This is a genomic window from Streptomyces sp. NPDC052496 (genome assembly GCF_040679095.1).
Lineage (GTDB): Bacteria > Actinomycetota > Actinomycetes > Streptomycetales > Streptomycetaceae > Streptomyces.
Genome location: NZ_JBFAUH010000026.1, coordinates 112,287 through 133,161, shown reverse-complemented (window position 1 = coordinate 133,161; position 20,875 = coordinate 112,287). Strand labels below are relative to the sequence as shown.

Here is a 20,875-nt window from a genome sequence, read left to right as displayed (position 1 = left end):
GTCAGCGTCCGCTGCATCTGCACGCATTGCCCACGCATGTCGCCAAAATAGAAGCGTGCGGACTGTGGCTGGCCACCGACACGGACGACCACATCTTCTTCGAGGCCCGTACGGCGCCCCTGCACCAAGAACACATCGTGTTGCACGAGATAGGGCATCTGCTCTTCGACCACCAGATGGCGGCGGACGGCCGGCACGGCGGTCTCGGTACGGTGCTGGCCGACCTCAGCCCCCGTCTCATCCAGCGGCTGCTCGCCCGCACCAACTACTCGACGCGTCAGGAGCAGGAGGCGGAGATGCTGGCCAGTCTGATCAGGACGCACGCCGCGGCGCGGGGCCGGGTGCCGCAGCGGTGCGCCACCACGGACCGGGCCGAACGGGCGCTGGGCATCACGCATGACTGACCGGGGACCGCAAGGGTTCTTCGAGCAGCTGGAGTGGTTCGGCATCGCGCTGATGTGGATCGTCACGCTGTTACGGGCCCCCGTCGCGGCCCGCACGCCCCAGCAGCGCCCCCTGTGGCTCGCGGTGGGCCTGGCCTCGGTGGCGATGACCCTGCAACTGCCGGAGGCCGCCGGCCTCGCGAGGGCGGTGGTGGACTCCCCGCACACCGTGTCCCTGGTCAAGGAGATCGTCGGACTGCTGGCCGCCACTGCCGTGTTCACGTTCGTCTCGGCGCTCGTCGGCCTGCGACGGACGCAGCTGACCATCCTGGCCACCGCCATCCTGACGCTGATCGCGCTCGTCACGCTGTGCATGCTCTCGCCGCCGCACACCCGGCACGTGGTGCCCAGCGCACCCGGCCAGGAGGCGAGCCCGGACACCTGGTACTGGGGGGTGCTGCTCGGCTATCACCTGGTGGCCAACGTCGCCTGTCTCGTGGCGTGCTGGGGGTGCGGGCGGCAGGTGACGAGTACGCTCACCCGGGCCGGGCTGGTGCTGTTCGGCACCGGAATCGCGCTGTCGGCTTTGCTGATGGGCCTGTCACTCAGCCACGTACTCACCCGCGATGCCGCGATTCCGCACCTTTTCCCCGCCATTTCCGGGGCGGAAGCGGTATTCATGGCGGCGGGCGCGGCACTGCCGCTGTTGCGCGGGCCGCTGCGCATCGCACGGAACGTGACGGTGTTGTACCGGCTCCATCCGCTGTGGCGGGCGCTCGTGCGCGTCTCACCGGAAGTCACGCTGACCGCACCGCGCTCGCGTGCCGTGGACCTGCTGAGCGCGGTGCGCCACTCGGATCTCCGGCTGTACCGGCGGGCGATCGAGATCCGGGACGGCCTGCTCGCGCTGGAGGACTTCTCCCCGGCAGGCAGCCTCGCCCGGGCCCGGGACCATGTGCGCGCCGCCCGGATCGCGGACGCCTCGGCGGAGGCGGCGGTCACGGCGTGCTGGGCCAGCGCGGCGCTGGCGAACAAGCGCTCGGGCGCCGTCACGCCCGGCCGGCCGTCCGGGCTGCCGCAGAGCGGCGGTGGCGACATGGCCGAGGAACTGGACTTCCTCCTGCAACTGGCGCGCTTCTTCCGTTCCGCCCTGGCCGCCTCGTTCCTGTGCGCCGAGGAACAGCGGCACCAACCGGTTCCCTTCAGACGGGTGTCATGACGACGCCCCGTACAGACGGACGGTGAGATGGAAACCGATGAGCGCCGCGGATCAGACGGGTCGGGCAGAGCAGAGGGGTTGGCCAGAGGGGAGGGGCCGGCCGCAGCAGACGCATCGGGCCGAGCAGAGGGGGCGGCCGGCGCAGCGCGGTTGGATCCTTCCGGCCGTGAGCGGGGCGAGCCCTCGCCTCCGTACCGCCGCGGGCGTATCTCGCGCCGCGCGGCGCTCGGCCTGACGGCGGCCGGGGCCCTCGGTGCAGCGGCCTCGGGCTGCGGGAGCAGTTCGGCGAAACCCCCGGCCCGGGCGACGGCCCCGGGCGGAAGCCCGGTCGCGGGCGCCACGCCGGCCCCGGGCGGGCCGTCGGCCACGGCAGGTGCCCGGAGGAAACAGCCCGAGACGGCCCGGTTGCTGGGCATGCAGGCGCACCCCGAGGGCGGCTGGTACAAGGAGACCTGGCGCAGCGGCAGGTCGCTACGGGTCGAGGAGTACGCCGGGGACCGGCCCACCGCCTCCGCGATCTACTTCCTGCTGTCGGCGGGGGAGGAGTCGCGCTGGCACACCGTGCGCTCGCCGGAGCTGTGGTTCTGGCACCGGGGCGGCCCGTTGCGCCTCCAGCTGGGCGGTACGGGCGAGCGGCCGGCCGCCCGCCCCACGGACGTACTCATGGGCCCCGACCTGGCAGGCGGGCAGCGGCCCCAGGTGCTGATACCGGCGGGCACCTGGCAGCGCGCCCGTCCGGTCAACGACGAGGAGGTGCTGGTGAGCTGTGTGGTCTCACCGGGCTTCCAGTTCGAGGACTTCCATCTGCTGCCGGAGGCGGCGGCCCGCTGACGGCCGGCACCACCGCGCGTCGGCGCAGGGCTCTTGACGTGGGGCCGTGGCCCGCGTCCCGGGTGAGGGACGCGGACGCGGGCTTTAGAAGAACTCGTCCAGGAGCTGGTAGAACGCGGTCTTCTCCGCGTCCACGCGCTCCGCGCCGTACCGCTCGACGAACCGCTCCACGCAGTGCGGCCCGAACCACGGGTCCTCCTCGCGCGACAGTTCACGCATCGCGAGGGCCAGGTCGGCGTGCCGGTCGGCGCGGCCGAGGCGGCCCACGTCGATCACGCCGGTCAGCCGGCGGGTCTCCGGGTCGAGCAGGACGTTGTTGGGGCACAGGTCGCCGTGGCAGACGACCAGGTCCTCCTGCGGCGGGCGGGTGCCTTCGAGTTCGGCGCGAAGTCGACCTTCCGACCAGCCCGCCCGCTCCTCCTCCAGGTCGTCCATGGCGACCAGACCCGCTTCGAGGTGGCGCAGGGCCTGCGGGATCATCACGTCCAGGCTCGCGTCGAACGGGCAGTCGGCGACGGGCAGTCCGTGCAGGTGCCGGGCCACATCGGCCATCACCTCCGCCACCTCGGCGCGCTGCGCGGACGGCCACTCCTCGGCGGCGGAGACGCCCGGTACCGCCTCGGTGACCAGCCAGGAGACGGTGTCCCCGGCGCCGAGGTCGACGACGCGGGGCACGGGGAAGCCCTGCCCGGCGAGCCACTCCAGGCGGTCGGCCTCGGCCTTGAGGTCGAGACCGGTGTCCGGCTGGGCGGGGACGAGTTTGGCGTACAGCTCGCTGGGGCCGGTGAGGTGGTGGACGAAGGCGCCCGAGTCGCCGTCGGTGACCGGCGTCCAGGTGTGGTGGGGGTAAAGCTTTCGTACTTCTTCGTTCATGGCCGACATCTTTGCCGACAACTGGCCCCGGCCGTACGGGTCATGCGGGCCGGGGGCGGGAATGAGCCGTTCCCGGGCGGTCATGTGGAGGCGGCGGGCGGTTCTTCCGTGCCGTCGGCGCCGGCTTCCGGGGGCGCCAGGTTCTGCACCTTGCGGGCCTCGTCGACGATGGTCAGCAGCGCGTCCAGGGCGGCCGGTGACAGGCCCTCGGCGCGCAGCGCCAGGTTGCGGACCCGGGAGTCGCGCAGCGCCACGGCCAGCCGGAGCTGGGAGTTGACCCGTTCGGCCACGTCGTCGCTGAGGAAGTACTCGGGGGGCACGCCGAAGTACTCGGCGAGCACGTCCAGTTGTTCCAGGGTCACGTTGCGCTTCTTGCCGGTGGCCAGCTCCCAGAGGTACGTACCGGAGATGGCGCCGCCCGTGGTCTCGCGGATCTCCTTGGCGAGCCGGGCGTAACCCGGGCGTTTGCGTTCGTCGGGGTGCAGAGCGGCGATCAGCTCGTTGAGGCGCTGCCCGAACGCGCGCAGCAGCGGGCGGCCCTCCTGGTCGGTTGCCGATGTGCGGTCACTCATGCGCCATTCCTGCCTGCGGGGTCGTGGCCGGGCGTCGTTGCCCGCCAGGGCGGACGACTCTACCGCGTTCACGTGCGGCCTTGTTCGCTCTTGTTGGCGCTTGGCCGATTGGTTGGCGTACGCTCGCTGATCACTCTATCCGCTACAGCTGATGACGCTGTGGGGGCCGCGCGCGGTTCCCCGGGTCCGGAGGTTCAGCACGATGAGAGCAACGGCATTACCGCCCCGCGTTTTCCGCCACCGGCTGACCTGGTCGGCCGGTGCCCTGGCCGCCGCCGTGGCAGCCACCACCGTCGTCTCCACCGCCACGGCCGACGCCGGAGCCGGCCACCGCCCCCGGTCGGCGAAGAGCGTCATCCTGCTGATCGGCGACGGCATGGGCGACTCGGAGATCACGCTGGCCCGCGACTACACGGTCGGCGCGGGCGGCCGGCTGCACATGGACGGCTTCCCGCAGACCGGTACGTACACCACGTACTCGGTCGACCGCCACGGACGGCCGGACTACGTCACCGACTCCGCCGCGAGCGCCACCGCCTGGGCCACCGGCCACAAGACCGTGAACTACCGCATCTCGAAGACACCCGACACCGACCGTCCGCTGCCCACCATCCTCGAACTGGCCCGCCGCCAGGGCCTGGCCACCGGATCGGTGACCACCGCGGAACTCACCGACGCCACCCCCGCCGCGATGGCCGCACACGTCGGCGACCGCGACTGCCAGGGGCCGGCCGACATGGAGGGGTGCCCCCGAGACACGCTCGCCCGGGGCGGCCTCGGGTCGATCGCCGAACAGTCCGTACGGCTGCGCCCCGACGTGTTGCTCGGCGGTGGCCGGCAGCGGTTCGACCAGAAGATCACCGAGGGGCCGTACCAGGGCCTCACCGTGGCCCAGCAGGCCGAGAAGCTGGGCTACCGCATCGTGACCGACGCTCGCGGACTGCGCGCGGCCGGGCCCGGGCAGCCGGTGCTCGGCCTGTTCGCGCCCGGGGCCGTGCCCGTGGAATGGACGGGCCGGCCCGCGGTGGCCGGCGGCACCGAGGCCCAGCGGTGCGTCACCGCCAACCCGCGCCGTCCCGCCGGGACGCCCACACTGGAGGCGCAGACCCGTAAGGCCATCGAGCTGCTGGAGGCCAAGGCGCAGGCGGGCAAGGACCGTAAGGGCTTCTTCCTCCAGGTCGAGGGTGCCTCCATCGACAAGCAGGACCACGAGGCGGACCCCTGCGGCCAGATCGGCGAGACCGCCGCGTTCGACCGCGCCGTCGAGGTGGCCCGCGACTACGCCGAGCGCCACCCCGACACCCTCGTGATCACCACTGCCGACCACGGGCACAGCAGCCAGATCGTGCCGGTCGACGCGGAGCCGATGGGCCTGTCGGCCACGCTGGTCACCGACGAGGGCAGCCGGATCAAGGTCAGCTACGGCACGACCACCACGCCCGAGGACGGGCAGGAGCACACCGGCACCCAGGTCCGCATCGCGGCCCAGGGCCCGTTCGCGGAACGGGTCAGGGGCGTCACCGACCAGACCGAACTGTTCACGACGATCACCCGGGCGCTCGGCCTGCGCTGAGCCCGCCCGCCCGCGTGGGTGACCGAACGGACGGGGGCTGCGGCGGCTGTGAGCCGCCGGTCAGCTCCCGCTCCTGCGCTTCGCGTACGCTGCCTGCGCGTCCTCGTCCAGGAGCTCGAAGTGCACTCCCTCGTCCGTCTGCTTCGGCATTCTCACCTTCAGGATCGACGTGTCGGTCGTCCTCCATTCGGAGCTCCACTGGGCGCCGAACCCGAAGTCGGTGACCGTGACCTGGTACCGGTAATTCCTCTTGACGTGCGGGACCGGACAGATCCTCCAGGTCCGGATCTTTTTGAAGTCGTCCTCGTCCGCGTCGAAGGTCGCCTTCGCGGCGCCCTCGATCGTGTTGCCGTACTGATTCACCGGTTCGAGTTCAACTGTCACGAACCGGTCTTTCATTGACGCCTTGGACACCAGGAACTTGATCTGGACCGTCATGATTTTGTTGGAGACGGCCCGGACCTCGACGATCCCGTCCCTGAGCAGTGTGCCCAACGGCTCCGGATCGATCGCGATCTGCTTGCAGTCCGAGTGGAAGACGACCAGCTGGTTCGTCGGGTCGGGCTCCTTGAAGTGAATCCAGCGCTTGACGAAGGTCAGATCCGGTTCCCACCCCTTCGGAGGGTTCGGAACTTCATCTTTCCTTTTCTTGAAGGTGCGGTAGGTCCAGTCCGGCGCGGTCAGGTCATCCGCAGGGCGCTTGAAGACGTACGATTCGTAGGCAATTCCTCCCTGCGAGTCGGGGTAGCCGACCTCCACCGACAAAGCCCTGTAGACGTCGGTTCCCCAGGCGGCCACCGGCATGCAGACCCGGGCGAGCTTCTCCGGCCACTCGTCCAGGTTGATGACGGGGAAATACTTCCGCTCCTTCGCGATGTCGTTTCCGGCGTCTTGCCGCAGGACTGAGGTCAGCGAGCTGGAGGTCACGCTGGTCTGGAGATAGGCCATGCGAGCCGTCTCTGTGTACGACAGATTGAGCTTGTTGTAGTCCCAATCCGCCTTCAGCTTGAGCCCTACACCCCAGGGGCTCTCTTCGGATGAATTTTCCGAAGACGTGTCGTCCTTCTCGGGGGCGGGCCCGAAGATGACGCCACCCACATATTCCAGGAACTTTTCCACGACTACATCGGAATGATCCCTGAGTGTTTTCGACATCTCCTTCGATCCGGGGATCGTTTCGTCGACCACGATTTTCACGGTGATGGCGCCGGTGATCTGCAGGTTCTTGAGCTCCGCATCGATGTCGGCCTTGGCCCACAGTGTGCGCACGCTGACTTTGCTTTTGAAGTGCTGGTAGATCTTCTGCCATTCACAGCCGATGACCAGCTCGATCTTGGGTGTCCACATGTGGAGTTCCATCACGGAACTCGCGAAGACGATGCCGACGCTCGTGCCTTTGAAGCTGTTGTAGAGGAGCTGTGCGGGATAGTTGCCGACCAAGGCCACGAAGGCGGTCTCGCCGGTGGGGTCGAGGGACGCCCTGCCCCCGCCTTGCAGGACCCAGTGCCAGTCCTTGACGGGCGCGTCCCCGGGCTGGGCGCCGCCGATCGGCTCCGTCCGCTCCTCGCCGCCCGGCCGCGAGGAGGTCTGCAGGTACGCCTCGCCGTTCTCGTCGTGGCCGAGGAACTGGTAGCCCTTCTCGCCGAGGGCCAGGTTGGAGAGACTGACCGTATTGGAGGTCACGATGACCGGCTGGAACAGCGGCTCCAGCCGGCCTTCCTTCCACCACAGCCCGTTGGTGTTGTTCTCGGTCTGCTTGATGACCTGCGCTTTGAGCCTTTCCCACACATCGGCCGGGACCGCTCCGGTGACCGTCAGGCCGAGAACTCCGCCCACGGTGTCCTTGTCCTGCGGGTTCTGCGCCTTCCCGATGAAGCGCGTGAGGTTGAACTTGTAGTCGCCGCTCGTGTCGCGCGCCAGGGACAGACGGGTCGGCAGCCAGTAGAAGCTCGGCGGCTTGCCCTCCGACATCAGCGCATAGTTGTTGGCGTCCGGATAGAACGTGACGGTCCATCCGGTCTCGTCATCGACTTTCTGGGTTCCCCCGGCCATGGTGGGCCCGATGGGATCGGTCATGTGACGGCGCTCCCTGCATTCCGCATCGTGGGCCGCCGGCCCGGCGGGCAGGCGATCACCGTGTCCGCCGGTGACGCTCCAGTGATAGCAGCGGCATATGCGCGGGAATGACTGCCGCTCCCGCCGCCCACTCGCATGGCCCCACCCACCGTCCCGGCACGGCAGTACGCAGCCACCTCGGCCGTCGCACCTGGCGCCGGGCGCGTGATTTATCGCCGGGAAACGTACCGGCCCGCAACGAGAGCGCCCGCACGGCCGGTCTGTCCTGGTCTCACAGGGTGTGACAGTCGGTGTCGTGGTACCGGCGCCAGCCCTGACCCGCATTCCAGTGTCCGGGGACGAACGAGTTCCACAGATGGCATCCACCGCGGATGTAGAGCTGGCCGGCGGCCTGGAAGTTGCCCACCGGCCGGCCGGGCCGGTACACGGTGGCCGGGAGTGCCGCGGGAGTCGCGGACGCCGGCGGCACAGGGCTTCCCGGCGCTTTCCAACAGGTGACACGGCAGGGACGCTGCCCCCCTGCGCTCTGAGGAGCGGAAACACTCCTTCAGCCCGCCGCAGGTGTTTGGCGGCGGGAGCGTGCTGCGGAATCCTGAGGGCCCGGCACCTGGCCGGCAGGGCAGGTGGCGCCCGGGCCGGTGGGCTGCGCGGACGACGGGACGCCGGCCGGAGGTGCCGCGGCGCCGGGTGCCTACGACGACGGCCCGCTGCCCGGAGGAGGCTGAGTGATCGGCGGATTCGCCGCCCCCCTGGCGGGCAGGAAGGCGCTCGCCCTCGTCGACGGTGAGCACTACCCGGACGTGGTCCGCGAGGCCCTGCGCCTGCTGCCCTGCCAGGTCGTCGGCGCGCTGCTCGTGGGCGGTACCGAAAAGCTGCGCGGCACACCGGATTTCGGCGTGCCGCTCCTGTCGGGCACCCTGCCGGACGCGGTGGCGGCCTGCGCGGCCGAGGTGGTGGTGGACCTGTCGGACGAACCGGTGGTCGGCGGCCGGGAACGGATGCAGTACGCGGCCCGCGCGCTGGCGTGCGGTGTCCCCTACGCGGGGGCGGACTTCTGCTTCACGCCCCCGCGCCCGGCCCCGTACGGCACCCCGGCGATCAGCATCGCCGGGACCGGCAAGCGGATCGGCAAGACCGCGGTGAGCGGCCACACGGCACGGCTGCTGGCGGGCCGGTGGAAGGTCGTGGTCGTCGCGATGGGCCGGGGCGGCCCCGCCGAACCGGAGGTGCTGACCACCTCCCCGGACCTGCCGGGCCTGCTGGCCCTGTCCCGCTCGGGCCGGCACGCCGCGTCGGACCACGTCGAGGACGCGGTACTGGCCCGGGTGCCCACGGTGGGCGCACGGCGCTGCGGCGGAGGCTTCGCGGCCACGCCGTTCACCTCGAACATCGAGGCGGCCGCCGCGGTCGCGGCCGGGCTCTCACCGGACCTCGTCCTGTTCGAAGGCAGCGGTACCGTCCTGCCCCCGGTGCAGACACGGCGGCGGATCCTGGTGGTCGGCGGCGGCCAGCGCCCCGACCAGGTCCTCGGCCACCTCGGCGCGTACCGGGTGCTCGTCTCCGACCTGGTGATCGTCACGCTGTCCGATCCGCACCTCGACGTCCGGCCGCTGCGTGCGGCGATCCGGCAGATCCGTGACGTGCCGCTGATCGCGGTGGCCCTGCGCCCGAGACCGGTCTCGGACATCTCGGGACGCCGGGTCGCGTTCTTCGCCACCGCGTCGCCCGCCGCCCTGCCCGGCATGGTCGAGCACCTGTCCACGACCTGCGGCGCCCGGGTGGTCCACGCCAGCGGCGCCCTCGCCGACCGCGACCGGCTGCGCGCCGAACTGCGCACCACCGACCCGGAGGTCTATCTGGTGGAGCTGAAGGCCGCCGCCGTGGACGTGGTCGCCGAACACGCCGTCCAGCGCGGCATCCCCGTCGTCTTCTGCGACACGCAGGTGCTCCCGCTGCCGGGCGAACCCTGCCTCGACGAGGCGCTTCTCGCCATGGGCAGGGAGGTGGTCGCCTCCTGAGCGGGCGCGGGCTGCCGCTACGCGCGCGTCATCCGCCACCCGGTCCTTCCGCCATCCGGTCCTTCCGCCATCCCCGCCCTTCCGCCATCCGCGTCCTTCCGCCATCGCACGACGGCTGTACGACGCGACGTCAGGACCGTACGGCCGTGGTAGGGCGCGCCGCCGGCACTGTACGGCGGTGTCACGGCGCGACGCCGGCACCGATCGGCCCGGTACGGCAGGGGCCGCCACCCCGGGCCCCCGAAGGGGCGGCCCCTGCCGCGCGCGGCCGCCGCCCGTTACCGGGCCGTCCCGGCGGGAACGGTGTGCGACGGACCGCCGAGGAACACCGGGTGCGCCTCGTCGATCTTCGACCGGATGCCGGCGCGCAGCCGTCCGCCCGCCGCCGCGACGGCCCGCTCCAGTGCCGCCTCCGCGTCGGCGTCGTACCCGTACGGCACCACCTCCAGGTCCGCCACCAGCGGGCCGAGGAGCCCCGCAGCCTCCAGCGTGACGGCGTGCCGGTGGGCCAGGTACTGCTTGCGGCGGCGGTACGCCTTGGGTGCGCGCAGCGCCGCCCTGGCGAGGTCCGCCGCGTCGGCTGCCGTGACCACGAGGTGCGGAGCGTGGCGCAGCACCAGCGCGTTCAGCGCGCCGTCCGGTCCCTCCTGACGCAGCGCGGCCCGCAGCGGTTCGTGCAGGTCGGCGCGCGGCAGTACGGCCGTGGCGAGGATGTTCGCCCATGCTGCCGTGGGACGCGCGGCGAGCGCGACGAGGGCTTCCCGGGGGTGGTGCGCGGCCAGGAAGAGGGCAACCTGCTGTACCCGGTGGACCAGCGTCGTCCAGGCGGCCGGGGCGGTCTCGTCCTCCAACTCCCGCATCAGGGTGTCAAGTTGCCCGACTGCCGCCCCGGGTGCCTCGTCGGCCAGGCGCAGCACCGTCTCCCGGGTCCAGGTGTCGGTGCACAGCATGCCTATGGAGAGGGCCAGGGGCAGCGTCTCCAGGGTCTCGTACTGCGCCGAGTCGTCGTAGTGCGTGCGGTACTCCACCAGGGAGGCGAAGACCGGCGCCCAGCGCGGGGAGGCGAAGGCGTCCGCCAGGTGGGCGACCTCCTTGACGGGCACGTACGAGAAGTCGTACGAGCCGTCGAACAGCGTCCGCAGCAGTCCCAGGACGAGCCGCATCCGCGGCAGGCCGAAGCGCTCCTCCTGCCCGGCCGGCCGGGCCTCGATGCGCAGCGTCCACGTCCCGGCCGCCAGTACGCGTTCGGAACGCAGTTCGACGCCCGGGAACCAGTCGCCGAACCGGGCGAGCAGCACCTCGAAGGCGGCGAGCCGGCCGGTCTCCTCCTCGGTGACGTCCGGCTGCTCGCTCCACTCGGCCTCGATCCTGCCGGGCGTGAACAGCAGACTCGCCTTGTGCAGCGAGAGCGGTACGTCCAGTTCGAAGGCGTCCCGGGTCAGCCGCAGCAGCTTGTTGCCGCCCCGGCAGAACCGGTCCGCGATCTCGTGCAGTTCGGCCACGCCGCTGGGCGCCCGGTCCGCCGGGTAGCGTTCCGCCGTCGCCAGCAGCCACTGGTGGAGGGCGTTGTGCAGCTGGTGCGCGTTGGCCGGTGGCGGGGGCGGCGTGGCGGCGTCGGCGGCGCTCTCCAGCAGCCGCTGCCACGAGGCGTTCTCCTCGATGGTGTGGTCCTCGGCGGGCGGCCCGGCCTGCCACTGTCCGATCCACGCCCGGAACACCTGGACGGCCCGCGCCTCCCGCGCCGTGCGGCCGAACGCCTCGGCCAGCTCCAGCCAGCCGAGCATGACGCCCAGGTAGCCCTGGTGCAGCACCGGTCCGGGGCGGTCCACCAGCTTCAGCAGCAGGTCCTTGAGCGCGGCGTCGTAGGTCTCGATCAGATCGCAGCGGACCAGGTTCAGCAGGACCCGGCCGTCCCCCTCCAGCAGCGGACCACGGGCGTACGCGCGGTACGCGGCGGCCAGCTCGTGGGCGCGGCGGGGCGCGGCGGCGGGGTCGGCGGCGGACAGCGCCACCCGGCAGCGCTCCAGCTCCAGATGGCGCGCGGCGAACCCGGGGTCCGCCGAGGCGGTGGCCACCAGGCGGGCGGTCTCGGCGGGCGGCAGGGCCGAGCGCCGGGCCAGCCGGCACAGCTCCCCGGCCGCCTCCGGGTCCGCCGGCGGCAGGGCGTCCAGCAGGCGCACGAGGATGTCGTCGCGCTCGTGTCGCGCGTACACGTCCAGGGCGTCCATGGCGTCGGCCAGGGACTCGACCGCCAGCAGCAGGGCCAGGGCCGCGTCCGCCCCGCCGTCGGAGTCCGCCAGGGCGAGGACCGGCGGCAGGAGGCGCCGCAGCACGGTGTCGGAAACTCCGTCGCGGCCGTCGATGCGGGCCAGCGCGACGGCCGGCCGTACGTCCGGCCGGCCGACGGCTGCTGCCAGGCGCTGGGGGCCCGTCAGTCGGGCACAGCGCGGCAGGACGGCCGCGGCATGGTCCGACGCGCGGGCGGCCACGAGACCGCGTACGTATCCGGCAGCCTCCTCCGGAACGGCGTCCGGCAGCAGCGCCGGATCGGCGCCCAGACCGAGGGCCGCCACGGCCGCCCGGGCCACGAAGGCGGGGGAGGCCACCGCCGCGCCGTCGCGGTGATGACATTCCGGGTCGGGCAGGAAGCTGCGCAGGACCAGGCGTTCGCGCGCCCCGGGGGACAGGTGGGCCGCCGTCCGCAGCTCCTCGTACCCCGGCATCGTCTCCGGCCCGGGCCGCCGTCCGTCCGCCAGGGCCTCGGCCGCCCGCGCGCCGCACAGCTCGTCGAAGAGCAGCCGGCAGCCGGACGGTACGGCGGCGACCCGACGCGGCACGGTACGTGCCCGGGGCGGGCGGCCGGTGCCGAAGTAGCAGCGTTCCGCCCACGGGTCGGCCAGGACGTACGACGCCGACTCCGGCACGTCCTCCGCCCGGCACCGGAGCACGGCCACGCCGTACTGACGGAACATCACGGCGGCGTGCTCGGCCGGGCTGCCCCGCTCGACCAGCACGTGCCCGGTGGCGTCCCGCTGCCGCGCGTCCAGCCGCAGGTACTGCGCCCAGGCGTCGTCCAGCCGGGCGGCGGCCAGAAAGGCGGTGGGGGCCACCTGCCGCGGCGGGACCAGCAGGTCCACCGGGCGCCCGGTGTGGGTGTCCTCCCAGATCCGGCGGTCCTCGTCGGTCAGCACCCGCACCGTCGGCGCCGGGTCGAACGCCACGGCGGGACGGACCTGGACCAGGTGCGCGGCCCGCACCCGCACGGACCGCAGCACCTCACCGCGCCACAGCGGCGTCCGGCCGTCGCCGGACAGCCACACGACGCTGTTGTCGGTGCCGTCCAGCCGCTGGGCGGAGGCGAAGCCGAAACCGAGGGAGAGTTGCCCGACGACGCCACCGCCCTCCGCGTACTCGGTGAGGCTGGTGACGGACACGGTGCCCGCGTCGGTCTCCAGGACCCACTCGCAGTCCAGGCGCGGCATGCCGAAGTGGTCGTGCAGGGCGGCCAGCAGACGGGCGATCCGCTCGGTCTCCGGGCGACCGAGCAGCGGGGTCTCCGTGGGGGCGGGCGGCGGCCCGGAGGCGGAGGTGTCGACGAGCGGCTGGACGAACGCCGCGATCGGCGCGGGGGCGAAGCCCGGGTCGGCCAGGCGCTGCTGGGCCACGGAGTGTGCGCCGTAACCGCTGAACACCACGGCCGCGACGACGCCGGGCAGGTCCTCGGGCCCGGCGCACACCAGGCTGTCGTAACCGCCCGCGTTGATGTTGTCCTCCTGGTCCTCGGCGCCCGAACTGCGCACGATCCAGGGAGCGGGGCCGCAGGTACGGGCGACCTCGCCGGGCAGGCCGGGCCACTGCCGGCGCAGGAACTCCGCGTATCCGGTGACGAGTTCGCGGGCGTCGCCTTGTGCAGGCGGTCCGCCGGTTTCCCGGCCCGCGCCCGGGACGCTTTTCAGGAATTCCTGTGCGGTCCCGTCCGCCAGCGGAAAAACGGGCAGTGCGACGGAGGTGAACCGGGGATGGGTGGAAAGTTCCAGGAGCCGGGCGCATTTCGCGCCGTACGCGCTTTCCGGATCGGCTGGCGTAGGGTTCGACGGTCTGTCCATGGGAATGGCGGTTGCCCTTTCGTGTCCGGCGGTGCGAGGGGCGCGTACGGTCAGTCGTCCAGGAGCCGGGCGACCCACTCCCGGGTCTGCCGCGTGTCGCGCTCGGCCTCGCGCAGCCCGTCCATGACGCTCCAGGCGGCCAGGTAGCGGGCCTCCTCGCCGACCGGGCCGGCCCCGGCGAACGGGGCGAGCCGCTCGCAGACCCGGGTGAAACGCGCCCGCGCGTCGTCCAGGGCCTCCGGGCCGAACGCCGCGGAGACGGCCTGGTTGTCATTCCGGTAGAACAGCAGCCCCTCCTCCTCCGCCGCCCTGTAGAAGGCCTTCTTGACCTCCCGGGTGGCGGGCACGAACTGGAAGAAGGTGCCGTCGCCCGCCACCTCCACCGGCAGCGAGGCCGCGGCCAGCGCGGTGCGCGCGTGATCCACGAAGCGGCCGCCCGTCTCCCGTACGGAGCGCTGCGGCTCGCCGGTGGCCACCCGGGCCAGGGTCCGCTCGGCCGCGGCCAGCACGGTGGGCTCGAAGAAGGAGGTGTACGAGATCTCGCGCAGCGGCTTGAGCAGGGTGCGCGACCCGCCGACCGCGGCCGTCGGGAAACCGTTGGCCACGCCCTTGGCCGCCACCCAGACGTCGGCGTCCAGCAGCTTCGCGGTGGACAGGCCGGGGCCGTAGCGCAGCCCCACCTTCACCTCGTCCACGATCAGCGGGACCGCCGCCTCGGCGAGCAGCGCGCGGGCCCGCTCGTACCAGCGCGGCGACAGGTGCATGTGGTCGGGTGAGACGACCACGGCGGCCACCCGCTCGCGCTCGCGCAGCAGCTCGGCCAGGGCGTCGAGGTCGAAGAAGAAGTCGACGACGCCGTCCGCGTTGGGCTCGAACGGCGTCTTCGCCGGGTACCACATCGGGTCGTAACCGTGGTAGCCGGCGCTCAGGACAAGGGGGGCGCCCACCGCCTCCCGTACCGCGAGCACGGCCGCGCGCACGGCCGAGGTGCCGGTACGGAAGAGGCCGACGACCTCACCGCCGCACAGCTCCAGCAGCCGGGAGGTGACCGTGTCCAGCAGCGGGCTCCAGCCGGTGGCGGTGCCGAGCGCGCCGGTGGCCGCGCGGGCGACGGCCTCGGCGACCTCCGGGTCACCGTGGCCCAGCAGGACCGATCCGCGGGTGTTGTCGAAGTCGATCCAGCGTTTTCCCGCGTCGTCGGTCACATAGGCGCCGGCGGCCGAGACGAATACGCGCGGATTACCCTCCGCATTCCGCGGGCAGGTGGGAGTTTCGGCCAGGGCCGTAAAATTTTGAGTCATCGTCAGCCTTTTTCTCGATGAACTGTTGAACGGGGATCGACGACGCGTCCACAGTCTTTTCCGGCGGGTCGCACAGAAATCTCGGACAGTGCCCGGGCGGGAAATCGGACGGCAGGAGGAAAAACGTGGAAGCGGCGAATGCGCGGACAGTAGAGGTGTTTTCCGGTGCGGCAGCCCAGGCGCTCGGGACGCTCCGGGCCCGGCCGGCCACCGGCCCCGGCACGCCGCCCGCCGCGGGCGCGCCGGCTCCGGCCGCGGGCACCCTGCCCGGGCCGCCCCCGCTGCGCCGCGCCACCGTGGCCTCGGCCGTACGGGACGGCAGCGCCGAGGCGCTCTACGCGTGTGCCTGCTCCATCGAGCAGCTTCTCGCCGACACCGCCGCGTGCCCCACCGCGCCCGCCGCCGCCCGCGCCCTGCTGGACGAGGTGCGGCAGGCGTGCCAGGACCTCGCGCGGGCCGTTGCCGCCGGACCGGGGGAGCGGCCCGGGCCACCGGCGCCCGGCCCGGAGTTCCTGGAACGGGCCATGGCGCGGACCGCCGCGTACACCGCCGGCCTGTGGCAGGCCGGCGCGGCGCGCGGCGACGCGGCGGCCGAGGCGCTGCTGCGGCACGCCACCGACTGGAAGACGCCGGAGTGCCACGGGTACGACCTCGCCGACCTCGACCTGGTCCACGGGCAGGCCGCCGCATGGCTGGCGGCCACCGGACAGCGGGCCCCGGTGTTCGTGGTGGGCGTCCGCACCGGCGGCTCCTACCTCGCGCCGCTGTGGGCGGCCGCCGTCGCGGACGCCGGGCGCACGGCCGCCGCCTGGACCACGCTGCGCCCGCTGCGCACGGCGGGCCGGATCACGCTCGCCCCGGCCGAGACCGGCCGGCTGCCCGCCGGCCTGCCGCCGGGCACGGTCCTCGTCGCCGTCGACGACCAGCCGGACACCGGCGACACCGCCCGGGCCGTCCGCGACGCGCTGGCCCGCCGCTACCCCGGGGCGCGCGACATCGTCTTCGCCTCGCCCGGCCGGACGTACGCCGTGGACGGGGCCGGCATCCGGCCGCTGACCCGGACCTCCGCCGTACGCGCGGACGCCGGGCGGCTGTGGCAACTGCTCGGCCCCGCCGACGCGGACCGGCTGACGGCCCGTGCCCGGGCCGGGGGAGTGGTGCCCGACGACGGTGCCACGTACCGGGTGGCGCCGTTCCGCGGCCCGTTCCTCACGGCGTACGGGCCGCGCGGCGCGGACACCGGGGCGGGCGACGCGGGGACCGGGGAAGGCGAGGCCGTCTCCTCCGCGACCGGAGTCCTGCGTATCAGCCCCCGCAACACCCCCTTCTCCCTCGTCGCCGACGGGCCCGCCACCGGAAATCCGGCCGCGCCGGAACCCCGCCCCCGCGCCTACCACTTCCGCTTCACCGGCACCGGCCCGCACGGCGCGCAGGGCGCCGAGGCCGTCGAAGCGCTGGGTGAGTTCCTGCCGCCCGTCCGCCACCACCTCGACGGGTACCTGGTGACCGGGCACGAGGAGGGCCTGCGCCCGCTGGGCACCGAGCTGTCCCGGATGTCCGTACGGCACCGCCGCCAGACCCTCGAAGCCGTGGCCCGCTACTGGCACGCGCTCGACAGCCTCGGCGGCCTGGGACCGGTCGATCCCACCGTGACCTACGCACCGCGCGACCGGCTGGCCGGTGCCCTGCGGCGGCTGCGGGACCGGCTGGACCGCCCGCTCCCGGTGGACACCGGCTGGCTCGACCGCCACCTGCCGCCCCGCGCCCCCTACGGCGGCACCCGCGCCCGGGTCTTCCGCACCTCGCTGCCGTACTCGCACCAGAGCTGGCACTGGCAGGTCGGCGCGCCCCCGGCGCCGGACGCGCCGCCCGTCGTACGCCGGTTCGGGCTCGACTGGATCTGGGGCGGGACCGGCCCCCTGGAGGCGGAGATCTCCTCCTTCGTCGTCGAGAACCGCCTGGACGCGGCGGACCTGGCGGCACTGCGGACGGCCGTCGGCGACGACCGCGCCTTCGACGCCGCCCTGGAACTGGCGGGCGACGCCCTGTGGTGGAACGTCAAGAGCTGGCTGCGCCGCTGCCCCGCGCCGACGCCGGACACCGCCCGCCGGATCGCCGACGACCTCGGTGAACTGGCCCGGTACGTCAGCGGGCTGTGCTGACCGGACCGCCGCGCGCAGCGGCCGGCGGCGGCTCATCCGGCCCGGCCGGCCACGGCCGGCGACGGCGCCCACACCCGCTCCACGTGGGTGCCGTCCCCGGGCCCGGCCGCCTCGCGGGCGTACCCGGTCACCTCCCGGACGCACTCGTCGTCGGTCTGGCTCCCGTAGACGTACATGCCGCGCACCTTGTCCTGGAGGACGGGCCCGATGCCGGTGACGGCATACAGGGACAGGCCCTCCGCGCCCAGTGCCTTCTCGGTGGCCTCGCGCGGGTGGTGCGCGGCGTAGGGCAGGTCCTCGTAGTACAGCCGCCGCACGCCGTCGCCGTCCGACCGCCGTACCGCCTCGTGCACCAGCCGGTGGTCCACATGCCTACCGACGGCCGCCGGGGCGAGCACCAGAGTGGGACGCAGTTCGGCCACCGCGCGCGCCACTGCCTCGGCGACCTGGTCGCGCAGCGGGTCGGCGGCCGGGTCCGCCGTCAGCTCCGTGTCGTCGTCGTAACCGCGCAGGCTCGCATCGTCGAAACCCAGCGGTACGTAACGGGCCAGGCCGCGCGCGCGGCAGTAGCGCCGCTCCTCCTCCGCGCGGCGGGGACCGATCACCCCGGGGCCGGCGGCCCGCAGCCGCTTGGGCAGCGCCCACGCGGAACGGGTGAAGACGGTCAGCAGCAGCCCGCGCGCGGAGCCCGCGCACGCGGCGAGCACACCGCCGCACGAGTAGGCCACGTCGTCCGGGTGCGGCGAGATCCACAGGGTGGTGTTCTCCCGGAGTTCCTCGATCAGGTCGGGCACGGTCCTACACCCCCATCGCCGGTGCGCGGCGCGGTGCGGCGATGAGCGTCGCGTACCGGTGGGCGACCTCGCGCCAGCCGATCCACGGACGCCGCGCCGGACGGACCGACTCGCCCCGGGCCACGACCGCGTCCATCAGCTCCGCCACCGTCTCCGCCCGCAGCGACGCGAAGTCGGCCAGGGCCCCGCAGTCGCCGAGCGTGGCGACCGGCAGGCCGAGCTGGAGCGCCTCCGCCGCCGCGAAGTTGAACGTCTCATGGAAGACGGAGGGCAGCACGAACAGCCGCGCCCCCGCGTACACCCGCTTCCACTCGGTGCGGATGTCGTAGGAGTCCACCACTTCGGCCGCGCCGGACGCGGCGTACGGCGCGACCAGTTCGCGCGCGGCCCGCCCCTGCTTCGACCAGGTCGCGAAGACCACCCGCACCGGCACCCCGGCGCCGGTGAGCCGTTCCAGACACACCCGCGCCTGCTGCACGGAGGTCTTGCCGAGCTGGAGCAGCACCGGACCGAACGGGTCGCGCAGGTCGGCCGGCGGCAGGTGGTCGACGGCCCACGGGATATACGTACGGGAGCCGAAGCAGCGCGTCCACGGCAGGTCGCGCAGGAACACCTCCCGCGTCGGGCCGTCCGGGAACACGCCCGCCGCCGTGCACACCGCGCCGGACGGGGCCGCCGCGCCGTGTGTGTGCACCGGGCAGGGCACCGGGGCGGACAGGCCGGGCGACAGGCGGCTCACGTCGTGCCAGATCCGCACCACGCGCCGCCGCAACTCCGGTACGTCCGGCCCGGCCCCGTCCGCCGCCTCGCCCCCTTCCCCGCCCTTACCGCCCGCGAACAGCGGGCTCTCCACCAGCGGGAAGACCGCGTCCACCCGCTCGCGCACCACCCGCCCGGCCAGCGCCTGCAGGTCGGCGCCCTGCGCGGAGTGGTAGAACTCCGCCTCCACGCCGTACTGCCGCAGCCCCTCGACCACATGCCACAGGGCGGTCTCCACCCCGCCCCACGTGTCGCAGGTGAAGCCCTCGTCGTAGATCTCGAACAGGGCCCGCAGCGGCCCCGGCGGGTCCAGCGGCGCGTTCAGGGGGGTGGCCGGCGGCTCAGACATGGAGCGCCTCCGCGGGCAGCCGGCCGAGCCGGTCGCAGAGGTCGGCCACGACGAGCCGCCGGTTGCCGCCCGCCAGCAGGTCCAGCGAACAGTCGAAGTACGACTCCAGCCGGTTGACGATGTTGGCGTAGTCGCGGTCGCCCACCTCCAGGTGGCCGCGCGCGACGATCGCGTCGGGGTCCTCACCGGTCTCGTCGCTGAGGCACTTGACCACCAGCAGCCGGACGCGGTCCCCGGCCGCGTCGCCGGCGAGCGGCGCGCCGTTCACGCCGTGCGGGCCAGGTGGCTCTTCGAGTTGGCCACCACCAGGGAACTGCATGGCTCCTCCGTTCCGTCCAGGGTTCGGTCCACGATGAACACGCCGGTGTTGCTGACCTTGAAGCGGGCCGAGCGCAGCACCCCGTCGCCGAGGTTGAGCAGTTCCATCAGCAGCGCCTGGATCGTCTCGGCGTGCGAGACGATCACCCAGCCCGCCACCGGCGCTCCGGCCGGGCGCTCGCGCAGGAACTCCCGGGCCCGGGCGCGCTGCGCCGCCCAGCTCTCCACACCGGCGAACTCCCGCTCCGGGTGGCGCAGCCGCTCCTCCAGCAGCGCGTCCCACTCCCGCACCGCCAGCGGACGCGGGAACCGGCGCGGGGCCCGCACCTCGGCCAGCCGGTCGTCGACCACGGCCGGCAGCCCCAGCGCCCCGGCCAGCGCCTCGGCCGTCCGCACGGCCCGCCGCAGCGGACTGGTGCAGAGCCGGTAGCCGCCGGGGCCGGCCGGGCCCGGCCAGGACGCGCGGTCCCCGGCCAGGTGCCCGGCCAGCGCCCGCGCCTGTTCCAGCCCGAGCGGCGTGAGGTCCGCGTCGGTGTCGTAACCGTCCATCAGGTCGTCGTCCGCCAGGACGTTGACCTGGGCCTGGGCGTGCCGGACGAGCACGAAGCGCTGCGTGCCGGGCGTACCGGCGGCGCCGGTCATACGAGGGGCAGCGGGATGCGGCCCTCGGGGACCTGCATACGGGGCCGGGAGCTGTTGAACTCCTGGTTGGCGATGCAGGTGCCGCACGGCCAGTTGTCGAACTCCCGGACCGGGCCGAAGTCGTGGTACAGGTGCTTGGGCACCGAGTAGCAGTCGCACTTGACCATCTGGATCTTGTCGTCGGCGACCGAGTAGGTGTAGCCGTTGGTGATCTGGTCGCAGACCGCGTCGCGCTTGCCCGTCTCGAAGATGTGGTTCCAGCGCCGGAAGTACTCCGGCGGGGCCAGGAACTCCGCCGGGTGCAGGTCCTCGTAGCGCAGGTTGACCTCCAGCGGCTGCCCCTTGAAGGCGAGCAGCGGCATGAAGTGCAGCAGGCCCTGGTAGCCGCGCGCGGACAGCAGGTCGATGAACTCGTTGACCTCGTCGACCGTCTGGTCGTGGAAGACCGCCTGGAGTTCGGCGTCCAGCTCCACGGCCGTGTCGATGATGCGGTCCACCTGCTCCTGGCTCAGACCGCGCTTCTCGTTCATCCGGGCGGTGTGGCCGTCGACGGAGAACACCCACATCAGGTTCTCCCGGCCCTCCAGGCAGCGCGGCAGACGGGTGCCGTTGCTCAGCACCTCGATGTGCCAGCCCTCGGCGGCACGCTGCTGGAGGTGGTCCAGGATCTTCGGGTACAGGCAGATCTCACCGTTGGACTCCACTCGGAACAGCACGTTGTCCTGCTCGTACTCGGCGAAGATCCGGTCCAGCGAGGCGTTGGTGGCCGGCTGGTTCACCTTGATCGCCTTGACTTCGCAGTAGGTGCAGCGCAGGTTGCAGGCGCCGTCGATGACGATGTTGCGGTAGGCGCGGACCCGCCGGGTACGCGGCGGCCATGGCACGGTGGTCATGATGGG

Annotated in this window: 16 protein-coding genes; 6 read left to right on the top strand and 10 right to left on the bottom strand. The window is 72.9% G+C overall.

The window, feature by feature from the left end; all coding sequences use genetic code 11:
* Positions 1-26: 26 nt before the first annotated feature.
* The 3 genes from AB0L45_RS30480 to AB0L45_RS30470 all read left to right on the top strand — a co-directional run bounded on the left by AB0L45_RS30480 (position 27) and on the right by AB0L45_RS30470 (position 2,433).
* Complete coding sequence (locus AB0L45_RS30480) at positions 27-404, top strand: hypothetical protein (RefSeq protein ID WP_365845604.1); 378 nt, start codon at positions 27-29, stop codon at positions 402-404.
* Positions 397-1,602: an MAB_1171c family putative transporter gene (locus AB0L45_RS30475; RefSeq protein WP_365845602.1), complete on the top strand. Its 1,206-nt coding sequence runs from the start codon at positions 397-399 to the stop codon at positions 1,600-1,602. The genes AB0L45_RS30480 and AB0L45_RS30475 overlap by 8 nt, the downstream gene beginning before the upstream one ends.
* 408 nt (positions 1,603-2,010) lie before the next feature.
* Positions 2,011-2,433 carry a cupin domain-containing protein gene (locus tag AB0L45_RS30470; protein WP_365845642.1) on the top strand — a complete coding sequence of 141 codons (423 nt, stop codon included), beginning with the start codon at positions 2,011-2,013 and terminating at the stop codon, positions 2,431-2,433.
* An 84-nt stretch (positions 2,434-2,517) separates the two neighbouring features.
* Here the strand turns inward: AB0L45_RS30470 and AB0L45_RS30465 are convergent, their stop codons facing one another.
* Together AB0L45_RS30465 and AB0L45_RS30460 are read right to left on the bottom strand one after the other, a co-directional pair.
* Complete coding sequence (locus tag AB0L45_RS30465) at positions 2,518-3,306, bottom strand: APH(3') family aminoglycoside O-phosphotransferase (RefSeq protein WP_365845600.1); 789 nt, start codon at positions 3,304-3,306, stop codon at positions 2,518-2,520.
* A gap of 80 nt (positions 3,307-3,386) precedes the next feature.
* Positions 3,387-3,878, bottom strand: a complete 492-nt coding sequence (locus tag AB0L45_RS30460) for a hypothetical protein (protein WP_365845598.1) — start codon at positions 3,876-3,878, stop codon at positions 3,387-3,389.
* Between the two features lie 202 nt (positions 3,879-4,080).
* Here AB0L45_RS30460 and AB0L45_RS30455 point away from each other — a divergent pair, with 202 nt between their 5' ends.
* Positions 4,081-5,451, top strand: coding sequence for an alkaline phosphatase (locus AB0L45_RS30455; RefSeq protein ID WP_365845596.1), 1,371 nt, complete (start codon positions 4,081-4,083; stop codon positions 5,449-5,451).
* A gap of 60 nt (positions 5,452-5,511) precedes the next feature.
* Here AB0L45_RS30455 and AB0L45_RS30450 read toward each other — a convergent pair whose 3' ends face one another.
* Positions 5,512-7,527: a hypothetical protein gene (locus AB0L45_RS30450; RefSeq protein ID WP_365845594.1), complete on the bottom strand. Its 2,016-nt coding sequence runs from the start codon at positions 7,525-7,527 to the stop codon at positions 5,512-5,514.
* 725 nt (positions 7,528-8,252) lie between these two features.
* Here AB0L45_RS30450 and AB0L45_RS30445 point away from each other — a divergent pair.
* The gene (locus AB0L45_RS30445; RefSeq protein WP_365845592.1) at positions 8,253-9,545 is read left to right on the top strand and encodes a hypothetical protein; all 1,293 of its coding nucleotides are present in this window, start codon (positions 8,253-8,255) and stop codon (positions 9,543-9,545) included.
* Between the two features lie 278 nt (positions 9,546-9,823).
* Here the strand turns inward: AB0L45_RS30445 and AB0L45_RS30440 are convergent, their stop codons facing one another.
* Complete coding sequence (locus AB0L45_RS30440; protein WP_365845590.1) at positions 9,824-13,651, bottom strand: hypothetical protein; 3,828 nt, start codon at positions 13,649-13,651, stop codon at positions 9,824-9,826.
* Positions 13,652-13,701: 50 nt separating this feature from the next.
* Complete coding sequence (locus AB0L45_RS30435) at positions 13,702-14,952, bottom strand: aminotransferase class III-fold pyridoxal phosphate-dependent enzyme (RefSeq protein WP_365845588.1); 1,251 nt, start codon at positions 14,950-14,952, stop codon at positions 13,702-13,704.
* A 125-nt stretch (positions 14,953-15,077) separates the two neighbouring features.
* Between AB0L45_RS30435 and AB0L45_RS30430 the strand changes: the two genes are divergently transcribed.
* Positions 15,078-17,114 (top strand): hypothetical protein, encoded by a 2,037-nt coding sequence (locus AB0L45_RS30430; protein WP_365845586.1) that lies wholly within the window; start codon positions 15,078-15,080, stop codon positions 17,112-17,114.
* A 32-nt stretch (positions 17,115-17,146) separates the two neighbouring features.
* On the opposite strand, the gene AB0L45_RS30425 is transcribed toward AB0L45_RS30430, so the two are convergent.
* From AB0L45_RS30425 to AB0L45_RS30405, 5 genes are read right to left on the bottom strand one after another with little or no spacing between them, the layout of a single operon-like run.
* Positions 17,147-17,908: a PIG-L family deacetylase gene (locus tag AB0L45_RS30425; RefSeq protein ID WP_365845584.1), complete on the bottom strand. Its 762-nt coding sequence runs from the start codon at positions 17,906-17,908 to the stop codon at positions 17,147-17,149.
* Between the two features lie 4 nt (positions 17,909-17,912).
* A complete protein-coding gene (locus AB0L45_RS30420; RefSeq protein WP_365845582.1) occupies positions 17,913-19,016 on the bottom strand; it encodes a hypothetical protein in 1,104 nt (367 codons plus the stop codon).
* A complete protein-coding gene (locus tag AB0L45_RS30415; RefSeq protein ID WP_365845580.1) occupies positions 19,009-19,284 on the bottom strand; it encodes a DUF6137 domain-containing protein in 276 nt (91 codons plus the stop codon). Before AB0L45_RS30415 ends, AB0L45_RS30420 begins: the two co-directional genes overlap by 8 nt.
* Entirely contained in the window at positions 19,281-19,976 is a 696-nt protein-coding gene (locus tag AB0L45_RS30410) for a histidine phosphatase family protein (RefSeq protein WP_365845578.1), read from the bottom strand. Before AB0L45_RS30410 ends, AB0L45_RS30415 begins: the two co-directional genes overlap by 4 nt.
* Positions 19,973-20,869, bottom strand: coding sequence for a radical SAM protein (locus AB0L45_RS30405; RefSeq protein ID WP_365845576.1), 897 nt, complete (start codon positions 20,867-20,869; stop codon positions 19,973-19,975). The genes AB0L45_RS30410 and AB0L45_RS30405 overlap by 4 nt, the downstream gene beginning before the upstream one ends.
* Between the last annotated feature and the right edge of the window lie 6 nt (positions 20,870-20,875).

Coding starts and splice junctions, on each gene's coding strand:
- AB0L45_RS30440 (WP_365845590.1), bottom strand. CDS start 13,651: ATGGACAGACCGTCGAACCCTACGCCAGCCGATCCGGAAAGCGCGTAC.
- AB0L45_RS30455 (WP_365845596.1), top strand. CDS start 4,081: ATGAGAGCAACGGCATTACCGCCCCGCGTTTTCCGCCACCGGCTGACC.
- AB0L45_RS30450 (WP_365845594.1), bottom strand. CDS start 7,527: ATGACCGATCCCATCGGGCCCACCATGGCCGGGGGAACCCAGAAAGTC.
- AB0L45_RS30420 (WP_365845582.1), bottom strand. CDS start 19,016: ATGTCTGAGCCGCCGGCCACCCCCCTGAACGCGCCGCTGGACCCGCCG.
- AB0L45_RS30405 (WP_365845576.1), bottom strand. CDS start 20,869: ATGACCACCGTGCCATGGCCGCCGCGTACCCGGCGGGTCCGCGCCTAC.
- AB0L45_RS30435 (WP_365845588.1), bottom strand. CDS start 14,952: ATGACTCAAAATTTTACGGCCCTGGCCGAAACTCCCACCTGCCCGCGG.
- AB0L45_RS30410 (WP_365845578.1), bottom strand. CDS start 19,976: ATGACCGGCGCCGCCGGTACGCCCGGCACGCAGCGCTTCGTGCTCGTC.
- AB0L45_RS30460 (WP_365845598.1), bottom strand. CDS start 3,878: ATGAGTGACCGCACATCGGCAACCGACCAGGAGGGCCGCCCGCTGCTG.
- AB0L45_RS30475 (WP_365845602.1), top strand. CDS start 397: ATGACTGACCGGGGACCGCAAGGGTTCTTCGAGCAGCTGGAGTGGTTC.
- AB0L45_RS30465 (WP_365845600.1), bottom strand. CDS start 3,306: ATGAACGAAGAAGTACGAAAGCTTTACCCCCACCACACCTGGACGCCG.